Origin of the sequence: Streptomyces flavusporus (assembly GCF_046267975.1) — a bacterium.
Classification (GTDB): domain Bacteria; phylum Actinomycetota; class Actinomycetes; order Streptomycetales; family Streptomycetaceae; genus Streptomyces; species Streptomyces flavusporus.
Map to the genome: position 1 here is coordinate 748,027 of NZ_CP176503.1, position 25,058 is coordinate 773,084.

The 25,058-nt window shown below is 69.9% G+C and carries 13 protein-coding genes and 7 pseudogenes; 12 read left to right on the forward strand and 8 right to left on the reverse strand.

Features of this window, described 5'->3' with window-relative positions; translation table 11 throughout:
* Positions 1-16: 16 nt before the first annotated feature.
* The 6 genes and pseudogenes from ACKTSN_RS03765 to ACKTSN_RS03790 all read right to left on the reverse strand — a co-directional run.
* Positions 17-442: pseudogene (locus ACKTSN_RS03765) on the reverse strand (carbohydrate ABC transporter permease); the annotation flags it as partial.
* Positions 419-1,345: pseudogene (locus tag ACKTSN_RS03770) on the reverse strand (carbohydrate ABC transporter permease); the annotation flags it as partial. The pseudogenes ACKTSN_RS03765 and ACKTSN_RS03770, both read right to left, overlap by 24 nt.
* Before the next feature lie 31 nt (positions 1,346-1,376).
* Complete coding sequence (locus ACKTSN_RS03775) at positions 1,377-2,624, reverse strand: sugar ABC transporter substrate-binding protein (RefSeq protein ID WP_409467762.1); 1,248 nt, start codon at positions 2,622-2,624, stop codon at positions 1,377-1,379.
* A 127-nt stretch (positions 2,625-2,751) separates the two neighbouring features.
* Positions 2,752-3,798, reverse strand: a complete 1,047-nt coding sequence (locus tag ACKTSN_RS03780; RefSeq protein WP_409467763.1) for a LacI family DNA-binding transcriptional regulator — start codon at positions 3,796-3,798, stop codon at positions 2,752-2,754.
* 334 nt (positions 3,799-4,132) lie between these two features.
* A complete protein-coding gene (locus ACKTSN_RS03785; RefSeq protein ID WP_409467764.1) occupies positions 4,133-5,923 on the reverse strand; it encodes an ABC transporter permease subunit in 1,791 nt (596 codons plus the stop codon).
* A gap of 6 nt (positions 5,924-5,929) precedes the next feature.
* Positions 5,930-7,453, reverse strand: a complete 1,524-nt coding sequence (locus tag ACKTSN_RS03790; protein WP_409467765.1) for an ABC transporter substrate-binding protein — start codon at positions 7,451-7,453, stop codon at positions 5,930-5,932.
* A 502-nt stretch (positions 7,454-7,955) separates the two neighbouring features.
* Between ACKTSN_RS03790 and ACKTSN_RS03795 the strand changes: the two are divergent.
* The 5 genes and pseudogenes from ACKTSN_RS03795 to ACKTSN_RS03815 all read left to right on the forward strand — a co-directional run.
* Positions 7,956-8,319: pseudogene (locus ACKTSN_RS03795) on the forward strand (IS110 family transposase); the annotation flags it as partial.
* Between the two features lie 485 nt (positions 8,320-8,804).
* Positions 8,805-9,910: pseudogene (locus ACKTSN_RS03800) on the forward strand (ricin-type beta-trefoil lectin domain protein).
* 547 nt (positions 9,911-10,457) lie between these two features.
* The gene (locus ACKTSN_RS03805; protein ID WP_409467766.1) at positions 10,458-12,593 is read left to right on the forward strand and encodes an alpha-galactosidase; all 2,136 of its coding nucleotides are present in this window, start codon (positions 10,458-10,460) and stop codon (positions 12,591-12,593) included.
* A 41-nt stretch (positions 12,594-12,634) separates the two neighbouring features.
* Complete coding sequence (locus ACKTSN_RS03810) at positions 12,635-14,149, forward strand: glycoside hydrolase family 43 protein (RefSeq protein WP_409467767.1); 1,515 nt, start codon at positions 12,635-12,637, stop codon at positions 14,147-14,149.
* 73 nt (positions 14,150-14,222) lie between these two features.
* Positions 14,223-15,992 (forward strand): cellulase family glycosylhydrolase, encoded by a 1,770-nt coding sequence (locus ACKTSN_RS03815; protein ID WP_409467768.1) that lies wholly within the window; start codon positions 14,223-14,225, stop codon positions 15,990-15,992.
* A 209-nt stretch (positions 15,993-16,201) separates the two neighbouring features.
* On the opposite strand, the gene ACKTSN_RS03820 is transcribed toward ACKTSN_RS03815, so the two are convergent.
* Positions 16,202-16,375 (reverse strand): hypothetical protein, encoded by a 174-nt coding sequence (locus ACKTSN_RS03820; RefSeq protein ID WP_409467769.1) that lies wholly within the window; start codon positions 16,373-16,375, stop codon positions 16,202-16,204.
* A gap of 122 nt (positions 16,376-16,497) precedes the next feature.
* On the opposite strand from ACKTSN_RS03820, the gene ACKTSN_RS03825 reads away from it, so the two are divergent.
* The 5 genes and pseudogenes from ACKTSN_RS03825 to ACKTSN_RS03845 form a co-directional block, all read left to right on the forward strand.
* Positions 16,498-18,267 (forward strand): TIM-barrel domain-containing protein, encoded by a 1,770-nt coding sequence (locus ACKTSN_RS03825; protein ID WP_409467770.1) that lies wholly within the window; start codon positions 16,498-16,500, stop codon positions 18,265-18,267.
* A 209-nt stretch (positions 18,268-18,476) separates the two neighbouring features.
* Positions 18,477-19,469 (forward strand): annotated as a pseudogene (locus ACKTSN_RS03830) (alpha-L-fucosidase); the annotation flags it as partial.
* 165 nt (positions 19,470-19,634) lie between these two features.
* Positions 19,635-21,119, forward strand: coding sequence for an RICIN domain-containing protein (locus ACKTSN_RS03835; RefSeq protein ID WP_409474729.1), 1,485 nt, complete (start codon positions 19,635-19,637; stop codon positions 21,117-21,119).
* Positions 21,120-21,245: 126 nt separating this feature from the next.
* Entirely contained in the window at positions 21,246-22,253 is a 1,008-nt protein-coding gene (locus ACKTSN_RS03840) for an IS110 family transposase (RefSeq protein ID WP_409467772.1), read from the forward strand.
* A gap of 725 nt (positions 22,254-22,978) precedes the next feature.
* Positions 22,979-23,401 (forward strand): annotated as a pseudogene (locus tag ACKTSN_RS03845) (MFS transporter); the annotation flags it as partial.
* 244 nt (positions 23,402-23,645) lie between these two features.
* On the opposite strand, the gene ACKTSN_RS03850 reads toward ACKTSN_RS03845, so the two are convergent.
* A complete protein-coding gene (locus ACKTSN_RS03850; protein ID WP_409467773.1) occupies positions 23,646-23,861 on the reverse strand; it encodes a hypothetical protein in 216 nt (71 codons plus the stop codon).
* A 290-nt stretch (positions 23,862-24,151) separates the two neighbouring features.
* Between ACKTSN_RS03850 and ACKTSN_RS03855 the strand changes: the two genes are divergently transcribed.
* Positions 24,152-24,382 carry a hypothetical protein gene (locus ACKTSN_RS03855; RefSeq protein ID WP_409467774.1) on the forward strand — a complete coding sequence of 77 codons (231 nt, stop codon included), beginning with the start codon at positions 24,152-24,154 and terminating at the stop codon, positions 24,380-24,382.
* A gap of 248 nt (positions 24,383-24,630) precedes the next feature.
* Positions 24,631-24,975: pseudogene (locus ACKTSN_RS03860) on the forward strand (aldo/keto reductase); the annotation flags it as partial.
* Between the last annotated feature and the right edge of the window lie 83 nt (positions 24,976-25,058).

The window sequence follows — 25,058 nt, forward strand, 5'->3', positions numbered from 1 at the left end:
GGGGGTCGTGTGGTGGTCAGTCCTTGACGGCTCCGGCCGTCACGCCGGCGGCTACATAGCGCTGGGCGAGGACGAGGATCACCGTGGCGGGCAGCGAGGCCACGACGGCGGTGGCCATGATGGCGTTCCACTCCTGGTTGTTGTTGCCGATGTAGTGGTAGATGCCGAGAGTGATCGGCTCGTGGGCGCCGCCACCCGCCAGGGTGCTGGCGAAGACGAAGTCGGACCACGACCACAGGAACGCGAACAGCGACACGGTGACGACCGAGTTGCGGCTCATCGGCAGCACCACGGACCGGAAGGTACGCAGCGGCCCGGCTCCGTCCATCTGCGCGGCCTGAAGCAGTTCGCCGGGGATGCCGGACATGAACGCGGTGAAGATCAGTACCGCGAAGGGGACGGCCAGGGTGGAGTCGGCGACGATCAGGCCGGGGACGGCCGCGCCGGGGCCGAAGGCGGGCAGCAGGTTGCCGAAGCCGAGCTGGTAGGACCAGGTGGCGAAGGTGGTGGACGAGTCCGCCGGGCCGCCCTTGGTCATGATCCAGATGATGTCGAAGACCTTGAGCGTGTAGACCAGCCCCAGCAGCAGGGTGATCGCGGAGACCGGGCGCAGCAGCGGGAAGGTGATGCTCCAGAAGCGCCGCCAGGCGTTCGCGCCGTCGAGGGCGGCCGCTTCGTAGAGGCTGTGCGGGATGGACTGCAGGCCGCTGTAGAGCACGACCAGGTTGAACGGAACGCCGATCCAGACGTTCGCGATGATCACCGAGGTCAGCGACCAGTCCGGGGAGGTCAGCCAGTTCACCGGACCGATGCCGACGGCGTGCAGAGCCGCGTTGACGACACCGGAGTCGCTGTTCAGCATCCACGACCAGGTGGAGGCCGACACGATCAGCGGCAGCAGCCACGGCACCAGAAACAGTGCCCGCAGGGTCGCGGAGAGCTTGAAGTGCTGGTTGAAGAAGACCGCGAGGGCCAGGCCGATGGCGTACTGGAAGAACAGGCACACGGCGGTGAACACCACCGTGTGGGTCAGGGCCGGGCCGAAGGCCGGGGCGTCGAAGACCGTCCGGTAGTTCGCGAGGCCGGTGAACGGAGCGTCGCCCTGGACGAAGGAGCGGACGGTGTAGTTGCGCAGGCTCAGGTCGAGGTTGCGGTAGAGCGGATAGGCGTAGAAGAGGACCAAGTAGAGGGTGACCGGGGCGAGGAAGGCCCAGGCGGCCCACTGCTGGGAGGTGGGGCGACGGCGCCGTGGGGCGGTGGGGGCCGGGGGCGGGGCGGCTATGGCCGCCGCCCCGTTCCGGTCACGCACCGGCCGGCGGTCCGGCAGTTGTGTCGTGCGCTTCATCGAAAGCCCTGGGTCGCGGTTGCCTGACGGTTTACTTGACGGCGTCCTGTGCCGCGGTGAGCGCGTCCTCGGGCGACTTGGAGCCGCTGAGGGCGGACTGGACGGCCTTCCACAACTGCTCGGAGATCTTCGGGTACTTGGTGCCGAGGTCGTCACTGGTGCGCCCCTTGGCGGCCTTGACCGCGTCGACCCAGGGCTTCAGCTCGGCGTTCGCCGCCACCTGCTTGTCCTGGACCTCGCTGGTCGGCGCCACGTACGACAGGGTGGCGTCGGTGTCGTACAGGTTCTCGCTGCTGGTCAGGCAGGACACCAGCTTCTGGGAAGTGGCGTAGCGGCCCGTGTCGCCCTGGACCGGGACGGTGACGAACTCACCACCCGTCGGGGCCGCGGCGTTCCCGCCCGACGCGCCGGGGATGGGCAGGACGCCGTAGTCGAAGCCGAGCTTCTTGACGCCTGCGAGCTGCCATGTGCCGTTCTCGGCGAAGGCGTAGTCGCCGCTGGCGAACTCCTGCCAGCTGGTCGTCTGGGTGTTGTTGAGGACCGAGTTGGGGGCGTACCCCTCCTTCAGCCAGTCGGTCCAGAGCTTCAGCGCCGAGGCGCCCTCGGGCGAGTCGAGTTCGGTCAGCTTCGCGCCCGAACCCCAGAACCAGGGCAGGAACTGGAAGCTGCCTTCCTCCGTGCCGATCGCCGAGAAGGTGATGCCCTTCTTGCCGGCCTTCTCGACCTTCGCGAGGGCCGCCGTCAGCGACTTCCAGTCCTTGACCGAGGAGACGTCCACCCCGGCGTCCTTCAGGACCTTCTTGTTGTAGTAGAGGGCGAGGGTGTTGGCGCCGATCGGGGTGCCATAGGTCTTGCCGCCCGACTGGCCGGCCGCGAGCAGGTTGGGGTCGACCTTCGAGGTGTCGAGCTTGTTGTCGTCGGTGGTGGTGAGCACGCCCGCCTCGGCCAGGGTCGACACCACCGGGTTGTCGACGATGAGGACGTCGGCGGAGTTGTCCTGCTGTGCCGCCAGCAATGCCTTGTTCGCCAGGTCGCTGGTGTCGAAGGCGGTCCGCTTGATCTTCACGCCGGCCTTGGTGCCGCAGTCGTCCAGCAGCTTCGCCCAGGCCGAGGTCTTGTCGAACTGCGGGTACGGGTCCCAGATGGTGTACGTGCCGCTGTCCGCGCCCTTGGTGTCGGCGGTGCCCGAGCCGGAGGAGCAGGCGGTGGCACCGGCGGCCACGGTCAGGACGGTCAGGGCTGCGGCGGTCAGACGGCGGTGTCTGGCGAAGCGGTTCATTGAGGTTCCCTTGTTCTGGACATGCGGGTGCCGAGGGCACGGGGTGGGGAGGGGAGGCGGGCGCGGAGAACGGCGCCGCTGAGCAGTTCGGGCGGCGCGGGGTGTGGGGCGGTGTGCGTGGACGGGGTCAGAGGGTGGTGGCGGGCCTGTCGCCCGCGGTGGGCGTGGCATGCGCGGGCCCTGTACTCGCCCGCAGAGAGATCGGCGGCGCCAGGAGATGGTGCCGGGGCGGCGCGCCGGGATGGCCGAGCCGCTCCACCAGCAGGTCGACGGCGCGTCGGCCCATCTCCTCCGCCGGTACGTCGGCCGCGGTGAGCTGCGGGGTCACCGTCTCCGCCCACCGGCTCGCCACGACTCCCGTCACGGAGAAGTCGCGCGGCACATGGCGGCCCGCCTCGGCGAGCCCCCGGTAGAGGCCACCGAGCGCGGCCTCGTTCAGCGTGACAAGGGCTGTGGTGGCCGGATCGTCGTGCAGGATCTGTTCCAGACATGCCTGACCGGACGCGGCATCGTCCCCGCAGCAGTACGTCCGCACCGTCAGCCCGCGCTCGGCCGCGGCCTTGGTGAAGCCCTCCAGCCCGCGGTGGGCGGACTCGTACCCGGCCCGCAGCAACTGCTCGGGCCGGTTGACGAGGGCGATCCGGCTGTGGCCGAGGTCCGCGAGATGGTGGACGCACGCCGCCGCGAGTGCGGTGTGGTCCAGGCCGACCCACCAGCCGCCTTCCGGATGGGCGGTACGGCCGATGGCGACGGAGGGGAAGTCCAGGGCGGCCAGGTGGTCGACCCGGTCGTCCTCCAGTCTGATCTCCATCAGGATCGCGCCGTCGACCCGCCGCTCCCCCAGCAGCCGCTGGAAAGAGCGGTCGCTGTCCACGCCGCTCGGGGAGAGCAGTACGTCGTAGTCGTAGACCGCGGCGGCCTCCACCACACTGCCGATGAAGTCCAGCTGCATGCCCGTGTAGTGGTTCCCGGCCGGCGGAAACACCAGGCCGATCGTGCTGGTCCGACCGTTGGCCAGGGCGCGGGCGCTGGCGTTCGGGCGGTAGCCCAGCTCGTCGATGACCTGCTGGATCTTCCGGCGCGTGTCGTCCGACACCGGGCGCTTGCCGCTCAGCGCGTACGAGACGGTGGAGCGCGAGACACCGACTCGCCGGGCGATCTCACCGATGTTCACGGCGACTCCTTGCTCGAACCGGTTCGATGTCCCGTGAAACGGGACGTCCGGTCGCGTGGGCACTGGACCTGGGTACTTCGGTGAAAGTCACGACACCGGTCGTCGAACCGGTTCGATGAGGCGAAGACAGGAACGACTCAGAGGGCTGTCAACGCCTGCGGCGAAACTTCTCCGATTCGATGATGCGAGCCGTGCGAGGTGCGCGTCTCTCCAGTGACGTTCGTCAAGGAGCGCCCGCCTGCGGCCGCCGCCTGTGTCGGACTGTTCCGGCCGCAGCTGGGGGGGCGTGCAACCGACTCGGGTTCAGTTCGCCCGGCTCTGATCCCGCTCTCCTTTATGCACCTCTCGCACCAGAAGTCAGGGCGGACGCCGGCCGGCGCGCAGCCACGGCGTCCGTGCCGGAGACGGCGAGAACGGAGAGCAGGACGAGTGCGCAGGCCGGGCCGAGTACGGTCCAGGGCGCCAGTTCCACGTACGGCTGGTTCTCCGACAGAAGACGGCCCCATTCCGCCGTGGGTGGCTGCTCACCCAGACCGAGGAAGCCCAGAGAGGCCAGCACGAGGACGGTGGTGGGCAGGCGCAGGAGGGCGTTGCGCAGTACGGACGGCAGTACGGCGGGCAGCAGGTGGTACCGGAGGAGATAGCCCGGGTCCGCGCCGAAGGAGACGGACGCGAGCATGTGGCCGCTGGCCCGCTCCTGTTCCAGCAAGGCCGCGGCCTGGGCGGCGTAGGGGGTCCATCCGACCAGGCAGACCGCGAGCGCGGCACCCCAGGCGGACGGGCCGGTCACCGCGGTGGTCAGCAGTCCGGCGAGGACCGCCGGCATCGTCGACACCACTTCCGTGAGCCCCGCGCCGACCTGCGCCGCCATGCCGAGCACCAGCCCGGTGAGCGTGCACACCGCGGTCACCACGAGCGCCACGCCCACCGTGCGCAGCGCCCCGTGGCCCAACCGGGCCAGCAGATCACGGCCGAGCGCGTCCGTGCCCAACGGGTGTGCGGCTGAGGGCGGGAGCAGTCGGGCCGCCGTGTCGACGTGGAGGGGATCGCGGAGCAGTCCGGCGGTGACCAGGGTGAGCAGGGCGAGGCCACACGCCGCGGCGGCCCAGCGGGTGAGGCGCCCGCGGGAGAGGGCGGGTGCGTGCAGGGCGGGCAGGGCCCCGTCCCGCAGGGCCGGGCCGAGCAGTGCGCGGCGCAGCGCCTGGATGAGGAGGCCGGCGACGACGCCGAGCAGGATGAGGGCGAGTGTCGCGGTCTGCAGGGGCGGGAGATCCTGGGCGATGACGGAGTCCAGGGCGAGGCGGCCGAGTCCCGGAATGTTGAAGATCTTCTCCACCGCTACAGCGCCACCGACCAGGCCCACGACGGTCGGCAGGAGCTGCGGAAGCACACCGGCCAGGGTGCGGCGCAGCGCGTGCCGGGCGACGTGGCCGGGCGCGAACCCGTAGGCCTGCCAGGTCCGGGCCCAGGGCTCGTTGAAGGCGGCGGGCAGCGACTGGTCCAGCAGCCCGCCGATCATCGCTCCGGACGGGACACCGAGGGCGAGCGCGGGCAGCACCATCGACGCCGGCCCCTCCCACCCACTGGACGGGAACCAGCCCAGCCACACCCCGCACACGGTGGCGAGGAGCGAGGCGAGCAGGAACTTGGGCAGCGCGGCGAGGACGGCGACCAGGATGGCTCCGCTCCCCCGGTGCAGCCGTCGCCGGGAGCCGAGATACAGAGTGTGGGCACTGACCAGCGCGGCGACCGCGATCGTGACCACGAGCGCCCCGAGCATCAGCGTGAGGGAGACCGCGAAGGCGCCCGTCACCTGGGGCAGCACCGCCTCACCGGACACCCAGGAGGTGCCCGCCTCGCCACGCGGCAGCCCGCCCAGCCAGTGCGCGAGATGCGCGAACGGCCCCTCGTCCAGACCCAGTTGCTCCCTGACGGCGGCCAGTCGCGCCGGACTCGGGTCCTGGTCGGCGGAACGGGCCCGCAGGACGGTCAACGCGGGGTCGTTGCCGGACAGCCAGGGCAGCAGGGCCACGGCCGTCAGCAGCGCGGCCCCGGCGGTGAGGCGGCCGAGGCCCGCGCGCCACCGGGACGGGCGGGCCTCGGTACGGACCGACAGGAAGCTCATCGGCTGCTACTTCAGGCGTGTGTCGACGTCGATCAGGGAGCGCTCGCGAGGATCGAGGAGCACGCCGTCGACATCGGTGGCGATGCCCTGGACGACCTTCTCGTGGACCAGCGGCACGACGGCGTCGGTGCGCAGGATCTCCGCCTCGGCCTCCATGATCTTCTGCTGTCGCTTCGGCATGTCGCCCTCCTCGGCCGCGGACTTGACGGCCCGGTCCACCTTGGAGTCCTTGAGACCGGCGATGTTGTACACGCCGTCGCTCGTGAAGTCGCTCGCCAGGTACGCGACCGCGTCGCCGGTGTCGAGGAGCGTCACCCGGGAGAAGACGAGCCCGTCGTACTTGCCCGCGAGGAGGTCGGCCTCCATCTGCGTGTACTCGCGCACGTCCTGCTTCACCGTGAACCCGGCCTTCTCCAGCTGCTGCTGGAGGACGGTGGCGGCCTCGGGGAGCTCGGCGCGGTTGGTGTAGGTGGCCAGGCGCAGGGTCTTGCCCTTCGTTCGGGCCTTCACCTGCGCGGTGGTCGCGGCCTCGGCGCGGCCGGTGACCTCGACGCGCTTGCCGGCCGCCCAGGACACGGCGGGCCCGAACAGGCCCTGCGCGGGGTCGGCGTAGCCACCGAAGACCGAGTCGACGAGCACCGAGCCGTTGACGGCCTCCCGGGCGGCCGCGCGCAGCGCCGGGTCGGTGAAGAGGCCGCTGCCGGTGTTGAGGACGAGGCTGTCGGTCCGTACGGACGGCACTTCGTGACGGGTCTTGTCGTCCAGCAGCTTCGCCTGTGCGGTGGGGATCCACTCGGCGATGTCGACGTCACCGCCGCGGAGGGCGTTGGCGCGGGCGGTGCCGTCGGCTATCCAAGTGACGTCGATGCCGGACGCCTTGGCCTTGCCGCCCCAGTAGCCGTCGTAACGGTCGAGTGCGGCCTTGGACTTGCCGGTCAGCTTCGTGATCTCGAACGGGCCCGTCCCGGTGCCGACCGGGCTGACCGTGCCGTCCTTGCCGTACGCCTTGCCCGAGAGGATGGCCAGCGCCGGGCTGGCCAGCCGCAGCGGGAGCACCGGGTCGGCGGCCTTGGTGCTGATCGTGACCGTGTCGGCGTCCTCGGCCTTCGCGGTGAGGGTGACGTCGCTAAGGACGCGGGGCTTGGTCTCGGCGGCATCCGCGTGGGCGAGCGCGTTGACCACGGACTCCGCGGTGAAGGGCGTGCCGTCCTGGAAGGTGGCCTTGCGCAGCTCGAAGGTCCAGGTGGTGGGGCCGGTCTGGGTCCAGGACTTCGCCAGCGAGGGCGCGGCGGCGCCGTTCTTGTCCAGAGCGGTGAGCCCCTCGGCCACGGAAAGCTTGCTCAGCACGGTGGCGTCGTTGCTGTAGGGCGACAGCGCTTGTACCGGCGGCACTGCGAGAGCGACCCTCAGCCGCCCGGCCGACCCGCCTTCCGCGTCCGAACCGGAGCCCTGTTCGCCGGACACGAAGCATCCGGCCAGCAGCGGGGTGAGGGCAAGCGTCAAGAAGAGACCGCGGGAGGTCGTGCGCATGGGGGGTCCTGTGATGCGAGAGAGGATGGTCTGATCCCTTCTTGCACGCCAGATGGGGGCGAAGGGGGCCGGGCCAGCATATAAGGTAAGCCTTACTTGATCTATCTCGATAGATCAATTCTCAACCAATGAGATCGACTCGTAATGCCATGCGGCACCCTCTGCTGATCTGCGAACCGTCCGGGGTGCGGCGGCGGAGGGCGTTCATCGATGAAGAAGAGCGCTCCAGAGCCACCGGGCCCGGCGACCATACGGCGATCTGCGGCCCGGAGGGCTGGCTCACGACGCCCGTCGAGTACCAGGGCGAACGCTGGGGCCGTGTGGCCATGCTCCTCACGCGCACCGACGGCGGACCGACCTTCGGCCCGGAAGACATCACCATGCTGGAGATGACCGTGCCCCACATGCGGCAGCGGCGGCTGACCGGACCCGCCTCATCCAGCCCACCCGCTTTGCGGGGCCAGGCTCGGTGCCGGCCGGGGTCAGCCCGTGGCCGTGATACTTCGACGCCCTCGACGAACAGACGGTCATGGTCCCTGGCACCGGCACCCTGGATGTGAGCGTGCCGTCCCTGGCCAGGTCGCTGGCCGCTGTCCACGAACAACGCCGGGCCCTTGAAGCCCAGATCGAGGCCCTGCTGGAGGCTCACCCTCTTGCCAAGGTCCTGACGTCGATGCCCGGCATCAGCGTCAGGACCGCCGCAGTACGCCCCCAGAGGCGGGAACCGGCAGCTCAAACGCGCGACGTTCCTCTCCGCGTTCGCCGCCCTGCACGATCCCACATCCCGCAGCTACTACGACCGCTGCCGAGCCCGAGGCAAAACCCACACCCAGGCCCTCCTCCGCCTCGCCCGCCACCGCATCAGCGACATAGAGACACCCCCGAACGCGGGAACTGCTCGCGGTGCTGTACGGCGGGTTCAGTGTGCTGATCCAGCACGACGGGGAGCCCGATCCTGGGCCGGGCGTGATGCGAACACCAGCAACAGACATGGGATGTCAGTGGGTCGGCGCCGGAAGGGGTAGAGCGGCGAACAGGCCATGGGAGCAGCGGCGGTAGGACGAACGACGCAGACCTCAACCGCGTGCCACCGATCCCAAAATTCTCGCATCCATGGGATGTCCCGGCGGGGATCTGCGTGATATCTGTACGAGGGCGCTCGAGGAGCCGAAAGTCAGGGCCGAACCCGCCAGGCAACGCTCCGAGCGCAAGAGGCTCCCCATCACGCCGTTCTGACAGTTACGTCAGTCGACCGCCCGACACCGATGGGAAGGCAGGGCGGCCGAGTTGCTGACACGAACGGCGATCAGCCCCGTCGATTCAGCACTCACTCACCGAAGAGGACGCCTGCATGAGAAGGTCATGGATTCTTCCCCTGGTCACGCTTGTCGCTGCCGCGCTCGGGGTGACGGCGGCAGGTGTGACGCCTGCCGCCGCCGCCTCCACCACACCTTTACGAGTCATGCCGTTGGGCGACTCGATCACCTGGGGGGTGGGAAGCAGTACGGGCAACGGCTACCGGGGGCCGTTGTGGAACAAGCTTGCCGCAGACGGATATCCGCTGGACTTCGTAGGCACGGGCGGAGCGGCTCGATGTCCGACCCCGACGACGAGGGCCACTCCGGATACCGCATCGACCAGATCGCCGCACTCGCCGACGCCTCTCTGACCCGCTACCGGCCCAACGTCGTGACGCTGCATATCGGAACCAACGACCTCCAAGGGGCCTCCGAGGCCGACACCGCCATCGCCCGGCTGAGGTCGCTGGTCGACCAGGTCACCGCCGCCGCCCCCGACGCAACCGTCCTCGTGGCCTCCCTGGTCGTGTCCACCAGCGCCTCGGAGGAGCGGTTCCGGGGCGCGTACAACCAGGCCATCCCCCGAATCGTCGGCGACGCGCAGGCCGCGGGCAAGCACGTCGCGTTCGTGGACATGAGCAGCCTGACCACGGCCGCCCTGGCCGACCCCCTGCATCCCAACGACGCGGGCTACCAGAAGATGGCCGACGCCTTCCACCGCGGCATCCAGTCCGCGGACAGCGCCGGGTGGCTGAAGAACCCCGCGCCCGCCGCCGCGAGTGTGCGGTCCGGCATCGCCGGCAAGTGCCTGGACGTCAACGGCGCGGGCACCGCCGACGGGACCGCCGTCCAGACGTGGAGCTGCAGCGGCAGCGTCAACCAGCTCTGGTCCGCCTACACCGACGGCACCCTGCGCTCCACGGGCAAGTGCCTCGACGCCGCCGGCTGGGCCACGGCCAACGGCACCAAGGTGCAGCTCTGGTCCTGCCACGGCGGCGCCAACCAGGTCTGGCAGCCCTACAACGGCGGCTACCGCAACCCCGCCTCCGGCCGCTGCCTCGACGTCCCGGGCTCCTCCACGGCCGACGGCACACAGCTCCACCTGTGGGACTGCCACGGCGGCGCCAACCAGAAGTGGACCACCCTCACCGCCGGATGAACCCCACTCCCGGGACCTGAGCCCTTCCGGGCTCGGGCCCCCGGGAGAACATCGGTGCCGGGCGCCGCCGGGCGCGGCGCCCGGCGTGGCCGGGGTCAGTGGTCCGGTCGCCGACGGCGACACTCTGTGCGTGTGAAAGTCGGCGTGTGGTCGTACGACGGACGTCGTGCCGCCCGGCGTGCTCCAAGCCGCCACCGCGCAGCTGATCCACCTGGCCCTGCCACGGGAGGGCGCCGAGCCCACGGCACCAGTCGGAAGCTGAATGTGGAGCTGGCTCTGAAGCCCCTGAGCGTCGAAGCGCTTCGACGAACATTCCCTCTCAGTGCGCCGGTCAATCGACCCAGCAAGGGAAAGTAACTTGGTGTGAAGACCCTTGTTTCTCAGGAAACTTGTCCGTTAGCTTTGCCGTCAAGCGAAGCGCTTCGACAGCTGCTGTAGCAGCCGCCGCCGCGCATGGGGCGGCCGTCGACCCACGGCACCGATGCCGAAGTCCCGCCCGGTGGCTACGCGGTTCTGCGCGGGCACTGACCTCCTCGAAAGGTCCGCCATGACCAAGGAACAAGGGAACTTCCACTGGGGGCACGAGACCCTCCAGCTCGAGATGGTCCTCGATGACGAGGGCAGCCCGCGCCTGACGCACCTCGGGCTGCCCGGCGAGGCGCAGCGCATCCCCGGTGCGTCCCTGCCCCTGGTGGAGGTGACGGCCGCGGGTCACGGTCGTGGCTGGTCGGGCAACCGACTCGTGGGCACCGATCTCGGCGGGCGTCTGCGCCACCGGAGCCACCACGTGACCCGCGACGGCGACTGGCACACCCTGACCGTGCATCTCCACGATCCCGAAACCGGGCTGGCCGCGGAGGTGACCTACCGATCACCGGACGGCATCCCCGTGCTCCGCAGCGAGGTGACCCTGCGCAACGAAGGGCAGAGCACGCTGCATCTGGAGTCGATCAGCTCGCTCGTGGTGGGCTGCCTCACCCCGCAGGACCCGGCGGCCATCGACGCCACGGACCTGCTGTGGGCGGAGAACGACTGGCTCACCGAATGCCGCTGGCAACGACAGCCGATGCGCCGGACCACACCGGTCCACAGCGGACGCGTGAGCAACGGGCACGGCAAAGCCGGCCTCGCCCTGAACGGACAGCGCACCTGGTCCAGCTGCGGACACCTCCCCATGGGCGGCCTGACGGACCGGCGTACCGGCCGTACGTGGGTGTGGCAGATCGAGCACAACGGCGGGGGCTGGCGCTGGGAATGCGAGGAGCACGACAGGGCGGCCTACGCGGCACTGTTCGGACCCACCGACACCCACCACAGCTGGCGGCACTCCCTTGAACCCGGCGCCGCCTTCCGCACCGTACCCGCCGCGCTCGCCTTCAGCGACGACGGCGGCCCCGACGCCGCATTCGCCGCGCTGACCCGCTACCGCCGCGCCCAGCGCCGGCCGCACACCGACCACCAGGGCCTGCCCGTCATCTTCAACGACTACATGAACTGCCTGATGGGCGACCCCACGACCGAGAAGCTGCTGCCGCACATCGACGCGGCGGCCGACGCGGGCGCGGAGTACTTCGTCATCGACGCCGGCTGGTACGACGGCGAGAACGACGGCTGGTGGGACAGCGTCGGCGCCTGGGAGGCCTCTGCCTCCCGCTTCCCCGGGGAACGCGGGCTCCACGAGGTGCTGGACCGGATCCGGGAGCGCGGCATGGTGCCCGGGCTTTGGCTGGAGCCGGAGGTGGTCGGCGTCCGCAGCCCCATGGCCAAGTCCCTTCCCGACGAGGCGTTCTTCCGCCGCGACGGCGTCCGCGTCACGGAGAACGGCCGGCACCACCTGGACCTGCGCCACCCGGCCGCCCGCGCCCACCTGGACCAGGTCGTGGACCGCCTGGTCGGCGAGTGGGGCGTCGGCTACCTCAAGCTCGACCACAACATCGACCCCGGCTCCGGCACCAGCGCCCACCCCGGCGAGACCCCAGGCGCTGGACTGCTCGGCCACAACCGGGCGCATCTCGACTGGCTCGACGGCATCCTGGACCGCTATCCGCATCTGGTGGTGGAGAACTGCGCCTCCGGCGGCATGCGCTGGGACGACGCCCTGCTGTCCCGGATGCAGCTGCAGTCCACCAGCGACCAGCAGAACCTCCAGCTGTACGCGCCCATCGCGGCCTCCGCACCCACCGCCGTCACCCCTGAACAGGGCGCTGTCTGGGCGTACCCCCAGCCGGAGGACTCCCTCGACGAGGTGGCCTTCACCATGGCCAACGCGCTCCTCGGCCGGATCCATCTCTCCGGCCGCATTCCCGAACTAGGGCCGGAGGCCCGCGCTCTGGTCCACGAGGCGGTAGCGGCGTACAAGGGCATCCGCGCCGACCTGCCGCAAGCGGTGCCGTCCTGGCCGCTGGGCCTTCCCGCCTGGGACGACCCCTGGGTCGCGCTGGCCCTGCGCACTCCCGCCACCACCTACCTCACGGCCTGGCGCCGCCCCGGAACCGACGCCACGGCGACGCTTCACCTGCCCCACCTTCGGGCCACCGCCGCCCGTGTCGACGTGCTCTACCCCTCGGTCAGCCGGGCCGTTTCCGCCTGGATGCCCGACACGGCCGAACTGAGCCTGACCCTGCCCACCGCGCCGTCCGCCGTCCTCCTGCGCATCACTCCCACGGCCCCCGACGCTCCCTGAACCCCACACCCGCATCACGAACCGATGAGAGGAACTATCGGGTGCCTCCTCTGCACCAGCCGGACGGACGCTTGGCCAACCCCGTGATCCCCGGCCTCCACCCGGACCCCAGCGTCTGCCGCGTCGGCGGCGACTACTACCTGGCCTGCTCCAGCTTCGAGTACTTCCCCGGGGTTCCCCTCTTCCACAGCCGTGACCTGGTGCACTGGACGCAGATTGGCAACGCCCTGGACCGGCCTGAGCAGCTGCGTCTGTCGGACGCGTGGTCCTCCGGCGGGATCTACGCCCCCACCCTGCGGCACCACGACGGCCGCTTCTGGCTGATCGTCACCAACTGCAGCAAGGGCGGCGGCAACCTGATCGTCACGGCGACCGACCCGGCCGGACCGTGGTCGGATCCCGTCTGGGCGCCGGAGGTCCCCGGCATCGACCCCGACCTGGTCTGGGACGAGGACGGCACCTGCTGGTGCACGGTCGCCGGGATCTTGCAGGTCCGTTTCGACCCCTCCACCGGGCAGACGTACGGAACACCGCACAGGCTCTGGTCCGGCGGACCCGGCGCCAAGGCCCCGGAGGCGCCGCACCTGTACCGGATCGGCGACTACTGGTACCTGCTCATCGCCGAGGGCGGCACCGAGCGCGGCCACGGCGTGTCGATCGCCCGCGGACCTGCGCCCACCGGCCCGTTCGAGCCGTGCCCGACCAACCCGATCCTGACCCACCGCGGCACCGACCACCCCGTCCAGAACACCGGCCACGCCGATCTCGTGCAGGCTCCCGACGGCTCGTGGTGGATGGTGCTGCTCGGCGTACGACCGGGCGGTGGCACCCCGGGCTGGCACGTGCTGGGCCGCGAGACGTTCCTGGCGCCCGTGACCTGGGTGGACGGGTGGCCGGTCGTCGGCGAGGTGTCGCTGGAGGCGCCCGCGCCCGGCTGGCCGCTCCTGCCCGGCCCCGCCGAGGAGCGACGGGACGACTTCGACGTCCACGAGCTGCGGCCGTCCTGGATCTCCCTCCGTGACCGCCCCGCCGAGCACTACAGCACGAAGGAGCGCCCCGGCTGGCTGACGCTGCGGGCTCGCGGCGGCTCCCTGGACGAGCCGGACGTCGTGTTCGCCGGCCGCCGACAGCAGCATCTGTCGTGCCAGGCCCGCACCCTGGTCGACGCGGCAGCGGGACGCGGCGGCCTCGCCGTCCGCCTCGACGAGCAGCATCACTACGAGATCGAGGCATCCGCCAGGGAGGTCAGGGTGATCGCCCGTGTCGGCTCGCTGAGCACCGTCGTGGCCTCGCAGCCGCTGTCCACCGACCCGGTCGTGGTCCTCTGCGTCAGGGTCACCGAACCGCCGGCTCCGCACGACGCGCGCACCGGCCCCGACGTCGTCTCCCTCGGCGTCGAGGAGCCGGACGGCACCTTCACCGCTCTGGCGACGCTCGACGGCCGCTACCTGTCGACCGAGGTGGCCGGCGGCTTCACCGGCCGGGTCATCGGCATGTACGCAGCCGAAGGCACCGTCCACTTCGACTGGTTCGACTACGAACCGCTCGCACCCTGAGCGGGCGCTCCTGCCCCGCTTCCGGACCACCGATCGCACCGACCCGTACGACCGATCGAGAGAGGGACACCACATGCGCACCTCGCTCTTCAGACGTCACCGCGGCCGCGGCCCAGGACGACTGACCGGCATCCTGATGGCGCTCGCCGTCATGGTCGGACTGGCGGGCGGTACGGCATCGGCCGCACCGGACGACAAGGCGGCACCCACGAGGTCGACGGTCCGGGTTCCGGCCCGTGCCATGGACGCCGTCGCGGCGATGCAGCCCAGCTGGAACCTGGGCAACACCCTCGACGCCATTCCCGACGAGACGAACTGGGGCAACCCGAAGGTCACCAAGGACCTGTTCACCACCATCCGCGCGGAAGGCTTCCGCAGCGTCCGGATCCCGGTGACCTGGACCGACCACCAGTCGGCCACCGCCCCCTACACGGTCGACGCCGCGTTCATGAGCCGCGTCAAGGAGGTCGTCGACTGGGCGCTCGACGAGGGCCTGTACGTCGTGCTGAACGTCCACCACGACTCGTGGCAGTGGATCAAGAAGATGCCCGCCGACCACGACGGAGTGCTGGCCCGCTTCAACTCGACCTGGACCCAGATCTCCCAGACATTCCGCGACGAGCCGCGCACCCTGATCTTCGAGAGCGTCAACGAGCCGCAGTTCGAGAACGCCACGGCCGAGCAGAAGGCCAAGCTCCTGCACGAGCTGAACACCTCCTTCCACAAGATCGTCCGCTCCTCGGGCGGGGGGAACACCGACCGCCTGCTGATGCTGCCCACGGACGGATGCACGCCCGGCCAGAAATTCATGGACGACCTGTACACCACGATCAAGTCGCTGAACGACCCCCATCTGATCGCCACCGTGCACTACTACAGCTGGTATCCGTTCAGCATCAACATCGCGGGCGGCACCCACTACGACGATGTCGCCCAGAACGACCTCAACGACGCCTTCGCCCGCATGCGCGACACCTTCATCGCCCGGGGCATCCCCGTCTACCTCGGTGAGTACGGCCTGCTCGGCTGGCCCGACCACAACCATCCCTCCCGTGTCGAGCGGGGCGAGGCGCTGAAGTACTACGAGCACTTCGGACACGCGGCGCGCCTCGTTGGTGTCACCACCGCGCTGTGGGACCCCGGAACGTGGGCCTACCTGAACCGGGAGACCCTGAAGTGGACCGACCCCGCCCTGATCGCGTGGATCAAGTCCAGCTGGACCACCCGTTCGGGAACGGCCTCCTTCGACAAGGTCTTCGTGCCGAAGTCGGAACCGATCACGGCCAAGGGCCTCACCCTGAACTTGAATGGGACCAAGTTCCGGGGCCTGTGGCACGGCAACACCAAGCTCGTCGAGGGACGCGACTACACCCTCTTCGACAAGACGCGGCTCGTCCTCACGGCCGGCGCGCTGACCCGGCTGACGGGCGACCGCGAGTACGGGGTGAACGCCACGCTTGAGGCCCGGTTCTCCCGCGGGCTGCCCTGGAGGATCGAGGTGGTCACCCACGACGCCCCGGTGCTGTCCGACGCCACGGGCAAGACCGACGCGTTCACCATCCCCACGCAGTACCGCGGTGACGTGCTGGCCACCATGGAGGCCAGGTACGGCGACGGCAGCAACGCCGGCCAGACGGACTGGACCCCGTACCAGGAGTTCAACAAGTCCTTCAAGCCGGACTACCCGAACGACACGATCATCCTGACCACCGAGTTCCTGGACGCGCTGCGCGACGGCGAACTGGTCACACTGACCTTCCACTTCTACAGCGGCGAAAAGCTCATGTACCACGTCAAGAAGTCCGGAGACTCAGTCACCGGTACGACTGTCAAGGCATCCTGACCGACCGGCCCCTCGCCCTGGTTGCCCACGTCCCGGTCAACCAGGGCACCGGCGTCTTCGGCCCCCATCGACGCGGACCAGCCGACGATACGGCGGGAGAAGGTGTCCACGACGAAGCGGCATAGGCAAGACGACACCCGCCCAGGCCGCCACGCGCGTGGTGATGACCTTCCTGCCGCGTACCGCGCCGGCGATGCCGATGTCGCGCATCAGGCGTTGGCGCTACGAGCGCAGGTGTGGCCGGTCGAGCTCGGCCGGCCACAGAAGCTCGCCGCAGCCTGCAGGATCTCGTTGGCCTGCTTCAATTCGGCGATCTCCGCTTCATCGCCCCGCTTGCGCAGCGTCTCGCGCTGGCCGATGCCCAGCTGAGAAATCGTCGGCAACCTTTGCGCTTCCTGCGGTCACTCAGGGGTGCCCCATCGGCTCGATCTTGCGAACGGACAGGAAATGACCACTACCGAGGCAGGCCGCCCGGCAGCGCAGACATAGAAGCAGACGCAGGCTCATGCTGGGCGCCACATCGGCGCTGATCGCCGCGGGCGTTCTCGCCTACCTGGTCATGGCGTCGCCCCCCGATCGCAACGCCGATCCAGGGACTGCCGCGGCCACACCCCCAGCCACCACCCAAGTGAGAGCCACCGCCGCCGGCGAGACAGGCACCCCGACCGCGACGGCGAGACCGACCGGCTCCCCCACCCCGAGCCCGACCGGCTCCCCCAACCCGACGAGTGCCGCGACCACCACGTCAGCACGACCGTCCCCCACCGACACCTCCTCACGCGGCTACGGACTGCTGTGGAACAACCCCGCCACCGGCCGCGTCGAACTGGGCGCCGACACCACCCGGTGGACCGCCGACGCCGGCGGCCGCGTCGACTACTGGATCACGGCCGGCGACTCCCCGGCCCAGATCATCGACGCGTACACCGGGGCCACGGGACGCCCACCCCTCCTTCCCGAGTGGGCGTCCGGTTTCTGGCAGTCGAAACTGCGCTACCGCACGCAGGACGAACTCCTCGCGGTGGCACGGCAGTACAAGGAGCGCGGACTGCCGCTGTCCGTCATCGTCTGCGACTTCTTCCACTGGCCGAGGATGGGCGACTGGCGTTTCGAGGAGAGCGAGTGGCCCGACCCCGCCGCCATGGTCAAGGAGCTGACAGACCTCGGGGTGAAGCTCGCCGTCTCCGTGTGGCCGACCGTCGAAGCCGACAGTGACACGCACGACCGACTGCGCTCGGCCGGGCACCTCGTGCGGGACGCGCACGGCGGCCTGCTCACCTTCCCGTGGCCGTCCCGGTACAGCGGGGATGCGCTGATTCGCCCGATGGCGTACTACGACGCCACCCACCCCGGCGCACGCGCCGCGCTGTGGCAGCGGCTCAACGACAACTACCGTTCGCTGGGCGTGGCCTGCTTCTGGCTGGACGCCTGCGAACCGGACCTGCCGCCCGACCTCGCGGCCCGCGCCGTCTACGCGGCCGGGCCGGCAGCCGAGGCCGCGAACCTCTACCCCGTGCTGCACACCCGCGCGGTGGCCGATGGGCTGCGCGCGGCGGGTGAGGACCGGCCGTTGTCGCTGGTCCGGTCCGCGTGGGCGGGCAGCCAGAGGTACGGGGCCCTGTTGTGGTCCGGCGACATCCCCACCACCTTCGACTCCCTCGCACGCCAGATCAGGGCCGGGCTGAGCGTCGCGATGAGCGGCATTCCCTGGTGGAACACCGACATCGGCGGCTTCGTCGGCGGCGACCCGGACAACCCCGCCTACCGTGAGCTGCTGATCCGGTGGTTCCAGTACGGCACCTTCAGCCCCGTCATGCGGCTGCACGGGGACCGTAAGCCCAACCACCCCACGTTCTCCACGGACATGACCGGCGGGCCGAACGAGGTCTGGTCCTACGGCGAAGAGGCGTACGGCATCCTCCGCGACCACCTGGTGCTGCGCGAGCGCCTGCGCCCGTACCTGACGCGGCTGTCCGAGGCCGCCCACCGCACCGGCGCCCCGGTGATGCGCCCGCTGTTCTTCGACTTCCCCGACGACGAGCACGCCTGGGACGTGGACGACCAGTTCCTGCTCGGCCCCGATGTGCTGGTGGCGCCCGTGTACGAGGCGGGCGCGCGGACCCGCCGGGTGTACCTGCCGTCCGGAGCGCGCTGGCTCGACCCGGTCACCGGACGCGTGGCGGAGGGAGGTACGACCCTCGAAGCGGACGCCCCGCTCGAGCGCATCCCCGTCTTCGTCCGCGAGGGGGCTGACATCGCGGCTGTGCTCGGCTGACGCCGGCACTTGCAAGACATGCCATGTTTACGCGGTCGCAATACACGCCAGAGAGATGTAAACCACGCAAATAGCCCGCTGCAGCATTCGCTTTCATCCCTGCACGCTGGTTGACACTCCAGGCCGACATGACCGACCTTCATACGTGGCCCTGCATTCCCCCTGTCCTCGTCCACATCAGGGATGTGTCCATGTCTCGCTCCGGTATCGCCGAAGCGGCGCCCAGCACGTACACGCCTGACTGGAACTCCGTCGACCAGCACCCGCCGGCGCCGGAGTGGTTCCAGGACGCGAAGTTCGGGATCTACTTCCACTGGGGAGCCTTCAGCGTCCCCACGAAGGAGGTCATCGACCGCGCCCAGCCCGACATCCTGTGGCAGGACTTCAATCTGGACGCTGTCGACGAAACCCAACGGCTGAACTTCCTGGCGTACTTCTACAACCAGGCGGGCACCTGGGGCCGTGAGGTCGTCGCCACCTACAAGGACGGCATGAACGGGAAGGGCGAGGTCTTCGACTACGAGCGCGGCGGCCCGGCCGGCCTCACCACCCCGTACTGGCTGACCGACGACAGCATCTCCAGCAGCAGCTGGTGCTACACCCAGGGCATCGGCTACTACACCATCGAGCAGATGCTGCACTCGTTCATCGACCGGGTCAGCAAGAACGGCAACGTGCTGCTGAACATCGCGCCGATGGCCGACGGCACCATCCCCCAGGCGCAGAAGGACATCCTGCTCGGCATCGGAGACCATCTGAAGCGCTTCGGCGAGTCGGTGTACGCGACCCGTGCCTGGACGGCGTACGGCGAGGGCCCGACGAAGATGGGCGGCGGCTCGTTCACCACTCCGCATGCCGGCACCGCGCAGGACATCCGCTTCACCCGCAACAAGGCCAACGATGCCCTGTACGCCACCGTCCTGGGCTGGCCCGGCAGCTCCCTGACGATCAAGACCCTCAGCTCGGACCGGATCAACCTTTCGTCGCTGACCTCGGTGAAGCTCCTCGGCAACACGGTCGGCACCTACATCGACCTGCCCACACCGACCCTGAACTCCTCCGGCCTCACCGTCACTCTGCCCTCCTCGGCTCCCTACAGCGCGGGCGCCTACGTCCTGAAGCTCGCCTTCTCCGGCGCGATCCCGGGCCTGCGGCCACTCGCCGACGCCGGCGCCTTCACGGACGTCGACTGCATCGGCGATTCCCCTGTCGGCTGAGGCCGCGTTGCCTCGGGCGTACGGAGGACGGGTCGGCCACGCTCACTGGAAAGGACACGAATGCGAAGGGATGGCATGTATCTGACATTCAGAGGATCGTGGTGGAGGCACGGAAGGCGACCGGCGGTGCTCGCCGCGGTGACCGCCCTGATGGCGGCGCTGCTGACCGGGATCAGTGCTGCCGGGACGGCGCAGGCGGCCATCGTGGATCCCAACGGCTGGTACGTGCTGGTCAACCGGGGCAGCGGCAAGGCGCTCGACGTGTCCGGTGCGAGCACCGCCGACGGGGCGGGCCTTACGCAGTGGACCCGCCACGACGGCGCCAACCAGCGCTTCCAGTTCGTCGACTCCGGCGGCGGCTACTACCGGCTCAAGGCGCAGCACTCGGGCAAGGTGCTGGACGTCATGAACCACTCCACCGCCGACCATGCGGACATCGTGCAGTGGGGCGATGCGAACGGCACCAACCAGCAGTTCCGGCTGGCCGATGCACCGGACGGCCACGTCCGGCTGATCAACCGCAACAGCGGCAAGGCGCTGGAGGTCCAGAACGCCTCCAGCGCGGACGGCGCCAAAGTCGTGCAGTTCACCGACTGGGGCGGAGCCAACCAGCAGTGGCAACTGGTCCGTGCGACGGTAGTACTGGCACAGGTGCACACCGCGGGGCAGGTCAAGGACGCCGGCAACACCGTGCAGTACAGCTGGCCGGGCGTGTACTTCGAGGGCCGCGTCAGCGGCACCGGCGTGGGCATCGTGCTCAACGACTCGGCCGCCGACTACGACGTCCAGATCGACGAAACCACCGTCGCCACACTCGTCACGCCCGGCGACACCACGCACTGGATCAACGGCCTGCAGAACCGTGAGCACACCGTCCGGCTCGTCAAGCGCAACGACAGCCCGGGGGACACCAGCACGTTCGGAGGCTTCGTGGCCGCGTCAGGCGGAGCCGTACTGAGCAAACCGAGGGCCCGCGACCGCCAGATCGAGTTCATCGGAGACTCCCTCACCGTGGGCTACGGCAACCTCTCGACCTCCCGCGACTGCACCTGGGAGCAGGTCAGGCGGACCACCAACACCGACCTGAGCTACGGCGCCCTCACCGCCCGGCGACTGAACGCCGACTACCAGATCAACGGCTACTCGGGCCTCGGCATGGTACGCAACTACAACGGAGGCTCGCCGGACGTCACGTACCGTACCTACTACGACCGCGCCCTGCTGAACGTGTCCGGCGACGTCTGGCAGAACCCGGGCACCTGGCGCCCTCAGCTCGTGGTGGTCAACCTCGGCACCAACGACTTCTCGACCGCCGTCAATCCTGGCGAGCCGTGGACGCCCGACAGCCTCGCGGCCGCCTACCGCACCGCCTACGGCGACTTCCTCCAGAAGCTGCGGACACGCTACGGGGCCACGACCACCATCGTGGCAGTCGGCGCCGGTCCGTACGCCGCCCATGTCCAGCAGGTGGTCAAGGCCCGCAACGACACCGGCGACAGCCGGGTCCGCTACTGGTTCCTCGACGACTCCGGGCTGGACTTCCAGGGCTGCCACTGGCACTACTCGGCGCACGACGACCAGCTCATCGCCGACCGGCTGACGTCGTTCATCGCGGGCCTGCCGATGGGCTGGTGACGACACCGACTGCCCAGGAGCACCTCACGCCGCTGACCTGACCCTATGAGGGCCGGGCCCCCTTCCCTGCTCAGCCCGGCGATACCTATCGTCCGGGTATGTACGGGCTCAGGAAGGAGGCCCTCGATGTCTGTCTACGTCGGTATCGACGTGCACCGCAAGCGGTCACAGATCGCGGTGGTCGAGGACGACGGTGCGGTGCGGGCCAACCGCAACGTGCCCAACGGGGTCGAACCGGTCCTGTCGGTGATCGGGGATCTGCCGATCGGCGCCCCGGTCGCCTTCGAGGCCGCCTACGGCTGGGGCTGGCTGGTTCAGCTGCTGGAGGACTACGGCTTCGAGCCGCATCTGGTCCACCCGCTGCGCTGCAAGGCGATCGCCTCCGCGCGGCTGAAGAACGACAAGGTCGACGCGGCCACCCTGGCCCAGCTGCTGCGCGCCGATCTGCTGCCGGAGGCGTGGATCGCCCCGCTGGATGTGCGGCAGCAGCGCGCGTTGGTGCGGCACCGCTGCCAGCTGGTGCGGTTGCGCACCCTGCTGCGCAACCGGGTCCACGCCGTCCTGGCGGACTACGGCTGCGACCGTCCCGGCAGCTGTTTCACCGCTCCGGGCCGCATCTGGCTCGACAGCCTTGATCTGCCCGACGCCTCGCGCCGCGTGGTCGACGACCTCCTGGTCCTGATGGACGCCCTCAAGGAGCCGATCGACACGGTGGACCGGCAGCTGCTCGCCACCGCACGGGGCGACCCCCGCATCAAAGCGCTCACCCGGCTGCCGGGGGTGGGCGTACTCACCGCGCAGGTCATGGTCACCGAGATCGGTGACGTCACCCGCTTCCCCTCCGCCCGCAAGCTCGCCGCCTGGGCCGGACTGACCCCCACCGTCCGCGCCTCGGACCTGACCGTGCGGCACGGACACATCTCCAAGCAGGGCTCCAACTGGCTGCGATGGATCCTGTGCGAGGCCGCACAGAGCGCCAAGCGGTCCCCGCAGTTCGCCCCCGCCTACCAGCGCCTGGCCCGCCGCCGCGGCAAGAAGATCGCCACCACCGCGATCGCCCGAAAACTGCTCACCCACGCCTACCACCTGCTGCGCGCCGTCCCGGCCCGGCAGGACCACCGGGGGGCGCGATGACAGCAGCACACGACAACCGCCACAGGCGGTCGCAAACCCCGGGCGAGCTCGCAAACACCATGAGACGGCCCTGTGGCCGCGCTCGATGACCTGACTGAGCAACCCGGATCCCCGCACCATGGTCATGGCGCCGGCCTGCGGCCGGACGCCGAATGGGTGTGTGTGAGACCACTCCGCCGACCAGCCGGTACCGGGGATGACAACGACCGTTTCTGCCAACATCCGTGACGCTTCCTCGGCCTCCATTCTCGGCCGCCGCTCGTCGGCGTCCAGCTCGTTCGTCCTCGCCCCGCTCGTCCCTCGCGGGGCTCCGGGCGCTCCAACTGGACCCCTCCCACGCGGCGGCCCCCCACAAAGACCGCGAGGAAGGTCCGCAAGGAAAAACGCCCCGGCATCCCACCGAAAAGCCGCAGGCGGGGGCCGTCTACGCCCCCTTGACAGGCCCGGCCCTCATGGGTGGTGTTCTCCCCCACGGAGGATCTTCTTTCGTCGCCAGGACGTCGGTGCCGGTGCACTTAATGATCTTGACGGTGTTGCCGTTCTGGGGACCGTCGTACCGGTACCGGAACCACTCACCTCGCGGTCAGGGGCGCCTGCGCCCCGATCGCCGCCGGTCCGCCCAGGGGCTTGGCGCACCCCCGCGGTCAGGACTGGGCCGAGTCGAGTCAAGTCGCACCGTGCGCGCCGGAGCCCCGTACCGGCGAACATGCCCAGCCGAGCAAGACGCCGTCGCGGCGCGACCAGTGGGCGGATGGCTCTCCGACCGCATCGACCCGGCCCCGGTACTCATCTGGGCGTACGCGGCCGTCGCCGCACTCGCCGTCCTCGCCGCCGTCGAACCCCCGTTGATCCCTCTGGGAACTGCCGCCTTCCTCGGCATGGCCACGGCCCTCGGCGCCGGCTCGGGCGCCGTCTTCGCCCTCGTCGCCCGGCTCGTACCCGCGGACCGGGTCGGCACGGTCACCGGCATCGTCGGCGCCGCCGGAGGACTGGGCGGCTTCTTCCCCCCACTCGTCATGGGCGCCGTCTACGGGGCCGTCAAGGACTACACCTGGGGCTACCTGCTCCTGGCCATAACAGCGGCCGCGACGGGCGCATTCACGTCGACCACAGTCCGCCGGCGCACGCGTCCCCCCGAACGCTCGTGAAGTCCGGAGCCACGGTTATGGGAGCGGGCCGGACTCTCAGTGTCTACGGTGAGGGGGCCACGAAATCTGAGACCCTACAACAGCCGTGTAGGTTCTCGCGGCTCGGGGCACAGGTCGTCCGTGCTGACCGGCGGCTCTTACTCTGTCTCAAGTCGGTGACCCAGTCGGTCAGTCTCACGGTCGCGGAATTCCTCAGGGTGTCAGACCGACTCGACGCCAGAGGTCTCGGTCGGCGAAGCCAGCATCACGGCCAGGACCGGGACGCCGTGGCGGCCTGGCTGGAGGATGCGGTGCGGCACGCCCGCGCCACCGTGCAGATGCGTGTGATCGCTGCCGGCGGCTCGGGCGGACGGACGCGCAGGACATCGCTGAGCAGGCCGGTCTGCCACTGGACGCCGTCCGGCAGGTGGCCGCCGGGGACCTGGATACGGCGGTGGGCGCGTGCGAGGATGTCGAGCACAGCCCGCTCAGCGGTGCCGGGTGTCGTTCCTGCTGTGCTTCGCGTCCCCCAATGCGCTGGCGACCGCGCGCCATCTGCCGCGGATCGTCTACCTGTTCCAGTCCCTTCACGCCCTGCGGCCGGCGGTGCCGGCCGCCGTGTGGATGGCGGACTGGGAGGCCCACCCACCGGCGGGTGGACGACCTGCTCGACCAGCACCCCGATCCGGGTCAGCACCCGGCGCTGCTGGCGCAACTCACCAGGAAGGAACGCGATCTCATCGACCGTCTGCTGGAAAGGAGACTCGACCCATGAGCACGATCGACGCCGCGGTCCGAGCCGACGTCTCCCTCGTCGCCCCGGGGCCCGACGTCCCGGTAGTGCCGTCGCACCGGCTCCGGCCGGGTATCCACGCCGAGGACGTCTCCGCTTCGGCGAGCTGCGGTGGGATCTGGCCCACCTGTAGCACAAGGACACCACCACAGGACGGCCAGCTCGCGGGCGACCGCGCGAACCCCGACGAGAGCGAGGCCGCTGGCTGATCCCCGGACCGCTGCCGCGGCCCTCGGTCCACACCATCCGGCACTGCCTGGCCGCCACCCGGCTCAACCCCCACCATCCCGTCGACACCATCCTGACCTGCGAGTTGTGGCGCCGTCTCCACCAGACCCGCGCGCTGGTCAGCCACTACCGACGCCGCGGCGACCCCCTCCCGCCCCGACTCCACACCTGGGCACAGCACCGACCGATCCCACCGATCACCGACCCTCAAGATCTCCGGCTGTAATACCAGGACCTCATGCGCAAGCGCGGCGTCCAGATCGAATCCTGAGGCCCTCTCGCCCAGGGCCGGGACGATCTGTTCACCAACCCGGTGCTGAGCGAGATCGCCACCGCCCATGGCAAGACCGTCGCCCAGGTGGTCCTGCGCTGGCTCATCCAGCGCGGCATCGTGGTCATCCCGAAGTCCGTCCGCCCCGAGCGCATGGCCGAGAACATCGACGTCTTCGACTTCCAGCTCACCGAGGACGAGATGAACCGCATCGCCACGCTGGACACCGGCGCCAGCAGCATCTTCGACCACCGTGACCCCGAGTCCGTCAGCTGGCTGGGCAACCGCCGCTTCGACACCTGACACCACACCGCCCGAGTAGGCACCCGTTCGCCAGGTCGCAGGCACAGCCCGGCCTGGCCACAGGCGCCGCCGGCGTCTGCTCG